The sequence below is a fragment of the Vibrio sp. 10N.239.312.C11 genome, assembly GCF_041466065.1.
In the GTDB taxonomy this organism is placed as follows: Bacteria; Pseudomonadota; Gammaproteobacteria; order Enterobacterales; family Vibrionaceae; genus Vibrio; species Vibrio tasmaniensis_A.
Genome location: NZ_JBFSRZ010000058.1, coordinates 23,795 through 30,199, shown reverse-complemented (window position 1 = coordinate 30,199; position 6,405 = coordinate 23,795). Strand labels below are relative to the sequence as shown.

The 6,405-nt window shown below is 45.2% G+C and carries 6 protein-coding genes; all 6 read right to left on the bottom strand.

Translation table 11 applies throughout. The annotated features are described in order from the left end of the window. Positions 1-82: 82 nt before the first annotated feature. Positions 83-1,591 carry an NADP-dependent phosphogluconate dehydrogenase gene (gene gndA / locus AB6D07_RS19450; RefSeq protein ID WP_017104196.1) on the bottom strand — a complete coding sequence of 503 codons (1,509 nt, stop codon included), beginning with the start codon at positions 1,589-1,591 and terminating at the stop codon, positions 83-85. A gap of 3 nt (positions 1,592-1,594) precedes the next feature. Continuing rightward, complete coding sequence (locus tag AB6D07_RS19445) at positions 1,595-2,092, bottom strand: gluconokinase (protein ID WP_017104197.1); 498 nt, start codon at positions 2,090-2,092, stop codon at positions 1,595-1,597. A gap of 118 nt (positions 2,093-2,210) precedes the next feature. Further along, positions 2,211-3,533 (bottom strand): TRAP transporter large permease subunit, encoded by a 1,323-nt coding sequence (locus AB6D07_RS19440; RefSeq protein ID WP_017104198.1) that lies wholly within the window; start codon positions 3,531-3,533, stop codon positions 2,211-2,213. After that, the gene (locus AB6D07_RS19435; protein WP_004730132.1) at positions 3,526-4,083 is read right to left on the bottom strand and encodes a TRAP transporter small permease subunit; all 558 of its coding nucleotides are present in this window, start codon (positions 4,081-4,083) and stop codon (positions 3,526-3,528) included. The genes AB6D07_RS19440 and AB6D07_RS19435 overlap by 8 nt, the downstream gene beginning before the upstream one ends. Positions 4,084-4,148: 65 nt before the next feature. Beyond that, the gene (locus tag AB6D07_RS19430) at positions 4,149-5,165 is read right to left on the bottom strand and encodes a TRAP transporter substrate-binding protein (protein WP_009845626.1); all 1,017 of its coding nucleotides are present in this window, start codon (positions 5,163-5,165) and stop codon (positions 4,149-4,151) included. Between the two features lie 200 nt (positions 5,166-5,365). After that, positions 5,366-6,268 (bottom strand): multidrug transporter, encoded by a 903-nt coding sequence (locus AB6D07_RS19425; RefSeq protein ID WP_017104199.1) that lies wholly within the window; start codon positions 6,266-6,268, stop codon positions 5,366-5,368. Between the last annotated feature and the right edge of the window lie 137 nt (positions 6,269-6,405).

Genomic DNA, 6,405 nt, shown 5'->3' with positions numbered 1-6,405 from the left:
GGGGATTATCTGCTAACTGCAAGATCGTTCAAGTCTTCTTAAACGATCGGCATTACTCTTATTTGAGGGCGTTATTGATTGTTTAAGCGTTCACTTTTACTTCAGTTCTTGGAGACTGACTCCAAGTCACGTGAAACTTTTCAGCTTCATCTCTATCGACTCGCGAATAAGTATGAGAACCAAAATAGTCACGTTGCGCTTGCAGCAGATTTGCAGGCAACACCTCACAACGTAATGAGTCGAAGTAACTCAGAGCAGAGCTGATTCCCGGCATCGGCACACCATACAGAGCTGAGTTCGCTACCGCGATGCGCCAAGCAAGCTCACGCTCTTCCACTTGTTTGATGAAAACCTCGTCAAACAACAGGTTCGCCAGCTCACCATTTTGTTGATAAGCCGATGTAATACCTTGTAAGAATGCTGCACGAATAATACAACCTGCTCGCCAGATCTTAGCTATTTGAGTGAAATCGAGATTCCAACCCTCTTTGTCTGACGCTGTCTTTAATAAATCAAAGCCTTGTGCATAAACAGACAACTTGGCGCAATATAGAGCATCGTGAAGCTCAGAAATAGCCTCTGTTTTATCCAGCTGACTGGCATCAGCAATACTGCCTTTTAGAAGCTGACTACCTTGAATACGTTGTGATTTTTGACCGCTCATCGCACGTGCATAAACCGCCTGTGCAATGGTTGGCGTTGGACAACCTTCTTGCAGGCTGTTAACTGCTGTCCACAAACCCGTGCCTTTCTGCCCTGCTTTATCAAGCACAACCTCAACGAACGGCTTACCCGTTACAACATCTTCTTGTTGAAGAATATCGGCACTGATTTCCATCAGGTAACTATTAAGTACACCGTTGTTCCATTGTTCAAAGACTTGTCCAATCTCTTGAGCTGGCATTTCAAGCACATCACGCATGAACTGGTACACTTCGCAAATAAGCTGCATGTCGGCATATTCAATACCATTATGTACCATTTTCACATAGTGCCCTGTACCAGAAGGACCAACATACGCCGCGCACGCTTCACCCGCTTCAAACTGAGCAACCGGTAGTCCATTCGCATCCACTTTAGCAGCAATCGCTTCCCACATCGGCTTTACATACTGCCAAGCTGATTGGTCGCCACTGGCCATGAGCGCAGGGCCAACACGAGCGCCTTCTTCACCACCAGAAACGGCGGTGCTAAAGAAGCGCAGTTTGCCTTTGTAATTCACTTCACGCGCCTCGGTATCTGTCCAAAGGCTGTTACCCGTATCGATAACAATGTCGTCATTTTCTAAGCCAGCATCAAGCAAGCTATTCACGACGATATCGACAGGTTTTCCAGCAGGAACCGACAAAGCGATTACACGCGGCTTCGCGAGCCCTTGCAGCACATGTTCAAGGCTAGTCCCTTGTGTGAACTGACCTTTACCAGTAAACAATTCATTAAGCAGCTTTGCTTCTGAACTAGTGCGCTCAATGTTGTCTGTATTCAAATCAAAGCCAGCAACGTTAAAGCCGTTATCCATTAAGTTGAGTGCAAGGCTTTTGCCCATAACACCTAAACCAATCATCGCAATGTCGTTTTTTAACTGAGTCATGGTTTAGCCTATCTGCTTAATTTGTTTGAGTGCACTTTCTACTACCTGTTCGACATCTTGTGAGATATCAACAAACAACGCATCGGCTTCATTCGGTTCAACCAAGGTTGCGAATTGGCTTTTCAACATTTCTTGACCATTGAAGTAATGGTTCTCGCGCGCTTTATGGCGGTTCCAAATGGTGTCGAAGCTACCTTGTAGGTACACGATAACTAAGCCTTCATTGTTCTTTCGTAGAATGTCTCGATATTGAGGTTTCAATGCAGAGCATGCAATCACAGCACTTGGCTGCTCAATGTATTGCTTGTTGAGTGTTTCTAGCCACCCTTGACGATCTTCGTCAGTCAGAGGAATACCTTTACGCATTTTTTCTACGTTGCTTTGCGGATGGAAGTCATCCCCATCAAAGAATTGAAGCTCTAAAGCCTGTGCGATACGGCTACCAATTAGGCTTTTCCCGCATCCAGATACGCCCATCACGAGTATTTTTTTGCTTTTCATAAGGCAAGCCTTCCCTAAGCCCCAACCAAAACAGGGGCTGACAATCGAATCTAATAGTTAAACTTGTGTTGCTGTTGATAGGTTCCTGAACGTTAAACTCACTCAGGAACCTTTGCTGTTATTGCCACCAAAGCGCGAGCTGAGGGAAGATAATAACCAGTGCCAGCACCAATACTTGAAGTGCAATGAACGGCAGTAGTGAAGAGAAAATCTCACCTAAGCTGATGTCTTTTGGTGCTACCGATTTCAAGTAGAAAGCGGCGGGACCAAACGGTGGTGACAAGAACGACACCTGCATGTTTAGGCAGAACACAACGCCGAACCATACTGGGTCAAAACCAAGGCCAGTGATGATTGGAACGAAGATTGGCATTGTTAGAAGTGCTACACCTACCCAGTCAAGGAACATGCCTAGTACCAACAAGATAGCCATCATGATTAATAGCGTTACTGTCGCGTTACCGCCACTGAGCGCAAGGATGGTTTCTTCTACAAAATCAATACCGCCCATCAGGTTGTAGATACCAACCAATGCGCTTGCACCGATACCAATCCACATGATCATGCCGCAAGTACGCATGGTTGCGATGGCACTCTCTTTCAGCATGTTGTAGTTCAGCTCACCACGGATTAGTGCACTGATCATGATGCCAACTACACCCAAAGCAGACGCTTCTGTTACTGATGCGATACCTGTGTAGATACTGCCCAAAACCGTTGCGACAGAAAGCAATGGGAAGAACAGAGCTTTGAAGTAGCTTGGCTGATTGGCGATATCTTCTTCTGTCTCATCATCACTTGGAATAGGCGCAAGAGCAGGGTTCAGCTTACAGCGAATCAGCACGTAGCCGATGTAACAACCAGCAAGAATAAACGCTGGTAAGAATGACGCTTTAAACAGGTCACCAATTGATACGCTGGCTGTCATACCGTAGATGATCAGTACGATACTTGGTGGAAGCATGGTACCAAGTGCGCCACCGGCACAAGTTGTACCGATAGCAAGCTTACGGTCATAACCTAAACGAAGCATTTGAGGCAGAGCAAGAATACCCAGTAGTACCGTTTCACCACCGATAACACCTGACATAGAAGCCAGTAACACAGCTACCAATAAGGTTTGTACCGCAACACCGCCACGAACCTTACGGCCGACAGATTTCATTGCATCAAACAGATCACGCGCGATACCCGAACGGTCTAGTAAAGCGGCCATCAATACGAACATGGGAACGGCAAGGAAAACATAACCAGAAGCAAAGCTGTAGGTACGGCTTGCGATCAAAGGTAAGGCATCAGGACCAAACCAACACAGAGTGAAGAAAATCGCGACAAAGCCTGTTACGAACGCTAGCTGCATACCGGTCAGTAGCAAACCAATCATCATAACCAGCATGAGCAAACTGCCCCATGCGATACCAATAGAAGATAAATCAAACATCGTCATTCTTCCTTAGACCCATCAACTCTTGGATTAGGTGCAATACAAACTGGACAACAAGAACACACAAAACGACAAAGATCAGGCCTTTCAGCAACGCAGGATAAGGCGCATTTAACACTGAGCCTGATGTTTCAAGGCGGAATTCACCCCAAGGTGCAAACCACGCTTCTTCTGCAGTGAAGTAAGCCGCGTAAGCGAGCATGCCAGCAAAGGCCAAACCAACAATGTGGTGAACAAGATTAAGATATTTGCGTGCTTGGTTAGACACTGAATCGTAGATAAGAACCACACGCACATGCTTATTCGCAGCAAACGCGTAGATACCACCAATAATGAATAAAGAACCACCGATGAAAGAAGCTGTTTCATGTACCCATGTGGTCGGGGCATCGAATGCGTAACGCATCACAACTTCATAAAATGAAATCAATACAGTAAAAATAAACAACCAGCTAACGAGATTACTGAACTTTATAACAAAACGATCAAGCGCATTTCTTGGTTGCTCGTCGTTTTCAGCTGGGGCGTGGGGGATTTTATCGGTCATGAGCCAAATTTCCTGGGAGAATACGGGAGAGCAATGCCCTCCCCCGTCAGTTAGCTAAGTTTAAATTACAGTAAGCCGTTTTCTTCTAGGAACACTGTTACTGAAGTGTAAACTTTTCCTGCGTTATCAGAACGCTCTGCAAATACTTTCCATTGGCCTTTCGCGATTTCACGGAACTTCTTACGCTCTTCTTGAGACCAGTCGTGGATAGTAATTTCAGGGTTCGCTTGAGCTTCTTTAAGCGCAGCTTGGTCAGCCATTTTCAGCTGAGTCGTCATGTCGTAAGAGAAGTCACGCACTGATGTTTGCAGCATTGTTTGTAGATCAGCTGGCATCTTGTCCCATTTCTTCTGAGAAATAGAGATATCGATAAGCGGCAATGAGTGGAAACCCGGTTGAACTGGGTGAGTAGCGATATCGTTCATGCCCGCTTTTTGGTTGGTAGAGAATACCGTGTAGTCCGCGGCATCAATTACGCCTTTGCTTAGGCCAGTAAATACTTCAGAACCCGGCAGGTTTACTGGAGTTGCACCCGCGGCTGCAAATACTTGTTGAACTAGGCCTTCAGGCGCACGTAATTTCAGGCCTTTAAGATCCGCAACACCATCGATTGGCTTTTTAGAAATGAAAGATTCAACACCCGTCGTAGAAGCACCAACAAATTGAACACCGTAAGGCTTGTACAGTTCGGTCATTAGCTCATTACCACCACCGTAGTTCATGTACTGAAGCAGTTGTGTTGTGTCTGACCATGCGCCAACCATGTTACCGATAAGACCAAATGCTGGATCTTTACCAGAGAAGTAACCTGTTGCTGTGATGTGACCATCTAGGATGCCCATTTTGATCGCGCCTAGCGTTTCTGTGTGCTTAACCACAGCGCCTACAGGCAGAAGATCGATATCAATACGTCCGTTAGACATCGTCTCTACGCGCTCAGCCCACTTCTGCTGAACTTTGAAGTTCAAGTCACCAGAAGGATCTGAAGATTGAATTTTAAGTTTAAAGTCTGCAGCCATTGCTGAAGTAGCAAATAGACCAGTGAGGGAGGCGGCAATCAGCGTTTTAGTCAGAGCTTTCATTTGGGTATCCTTATGAGTTTCACAGAGTCCGGTTTGTAATTATATGTTACCGGTAACGTTGAGTTGGATGTTACCGGTAACTTTACAGCCTTGTCTATGAGAAGGATCACATCTTTAACATTAGTAAAACGTTTGCTATCAATAAGAAAAATGCGACTGAAAAGTCACATTATAGGTTGGAGGTAAAGTTTAATTTCTTTTTAAGTCAGTGAGATAATTAAACCTGCAATGATAAAAACGACGCCTACACCACGTGTAACGTGCCACTTTTCCTTTAAAAAGTAGATCCCCATCACTACGCCGAAGATGATACTTACTTGCCTAAGAGCGACAACCAAGCTGACGTTCTCTGTCATAGTCATCGCAAATAACACCAAACCATAAGTCGAAGCCATCATAATGCCTGCAAGCGTGGCTTTCTTTCGCAGTATCCAAGCATTAGTAAACTCGATTCTTTGGTTGGTTACGAATAACCAAACACTCAGCGGAATCACAATCGCCCAAAACTGAATGCCTAGGTAGAAAATCGCGGTGTGCTTGTTTGTGATAATAGGTGTGCTTAACGGTTCTAATAGTAGAAGCGCCTCTTTATCAATGATCGAATAGCCCGTGGTACCAATAGCGGCGATTAACGCCCACAACACGCCGAGGTTGAGATACGCTTTTAACCTAAGATCTGAAAACTGCTTTAGTGGTACAAACATGCAGCCTAAGGTTATTAAAGTGAACCCAATCCATTGATTCGCTGACAATTCATAGCCGATCAACACCGTGCCTAAACCCACCATCAACACAGGCAGTGCTCGTGCCATTGGGTAAATCACACCAATATCAGCTTGTTTATAGGCCGCGCCTAACCCAATCAAATAGACGATTTGACAGATCCCACTCAAGAAAACTAGTTGCCAGAATGGAAGTGAGATATTTGACAGCCCTACACTGTGAACATACCAGAGCAAGTAAGGTGTCAATATCGCTGCGGCGGCAAAGCCAGAGGCTAGGAAGAAAGACGAACCCGATCCTTGATTAGATTTACCTAGAACATTCCAACCCGCATGAAGCAAAGCCGAAATAATCACGATTACAATGGCAGAGAATTCCATTTCATTCCTAAATTATTGATGAATTAGCACAACGGCTGACAACCGGTGATAAAAAAGGCCTCCGAATAAGAGACCTTTGATCGTTTCAATTGGGCAATACTGCATAATTGCAGATATGCCAGCATTCTAAAGTATGA

Excerpts from the sequence above, each read along its gene's own strand:
- gndA (WP_017104196.1), bottom strand. The coding sequence starts at position 1,591 with ATGACTCAGTTAAAAAACGACATTGCGATGATTGGTTTAGGTGTTATG.
- AB6D07_RS19435 (WP_004730132.1), bottom strand. The coding sequence starts at position 4,083 with ATGACCGATAAAATCCCCCACGCCCCAGCTGAAAACGACGAGCAACCA.
- AB6D07_RS19430 (WP_009845626.1), bottom strand. The coding sequence starts at position 5,165 with ATGAAAGCTCTGACTAAAACGCTGATTGCCGCCTCCCTCACTGGTCTA.
- AB6D07_RS19445 (WP_017104197.1), bottom strand. The coding sequence starts at position 2,092 with ATGAAAAGCAAAAAAATACTCGTGATGGGCGTATCTGGATGCGGGAAA.
- AB6D07_RS19425 (WP_017104199.1), bottom strand. The coding sequence starts at position 6,268 with ATGGAATTCTCTGCCATTGTAATCGTGATTATTTCGGCTTTGCTTCAT.
- AB6D07_RS19440 (WP_017104198.1), bottom strand. The coding sequence starts at position 3,533 with ATGTTTGATTTATCTTCTATTGGTATCGCATGGGGCAGTTTGCTCATG.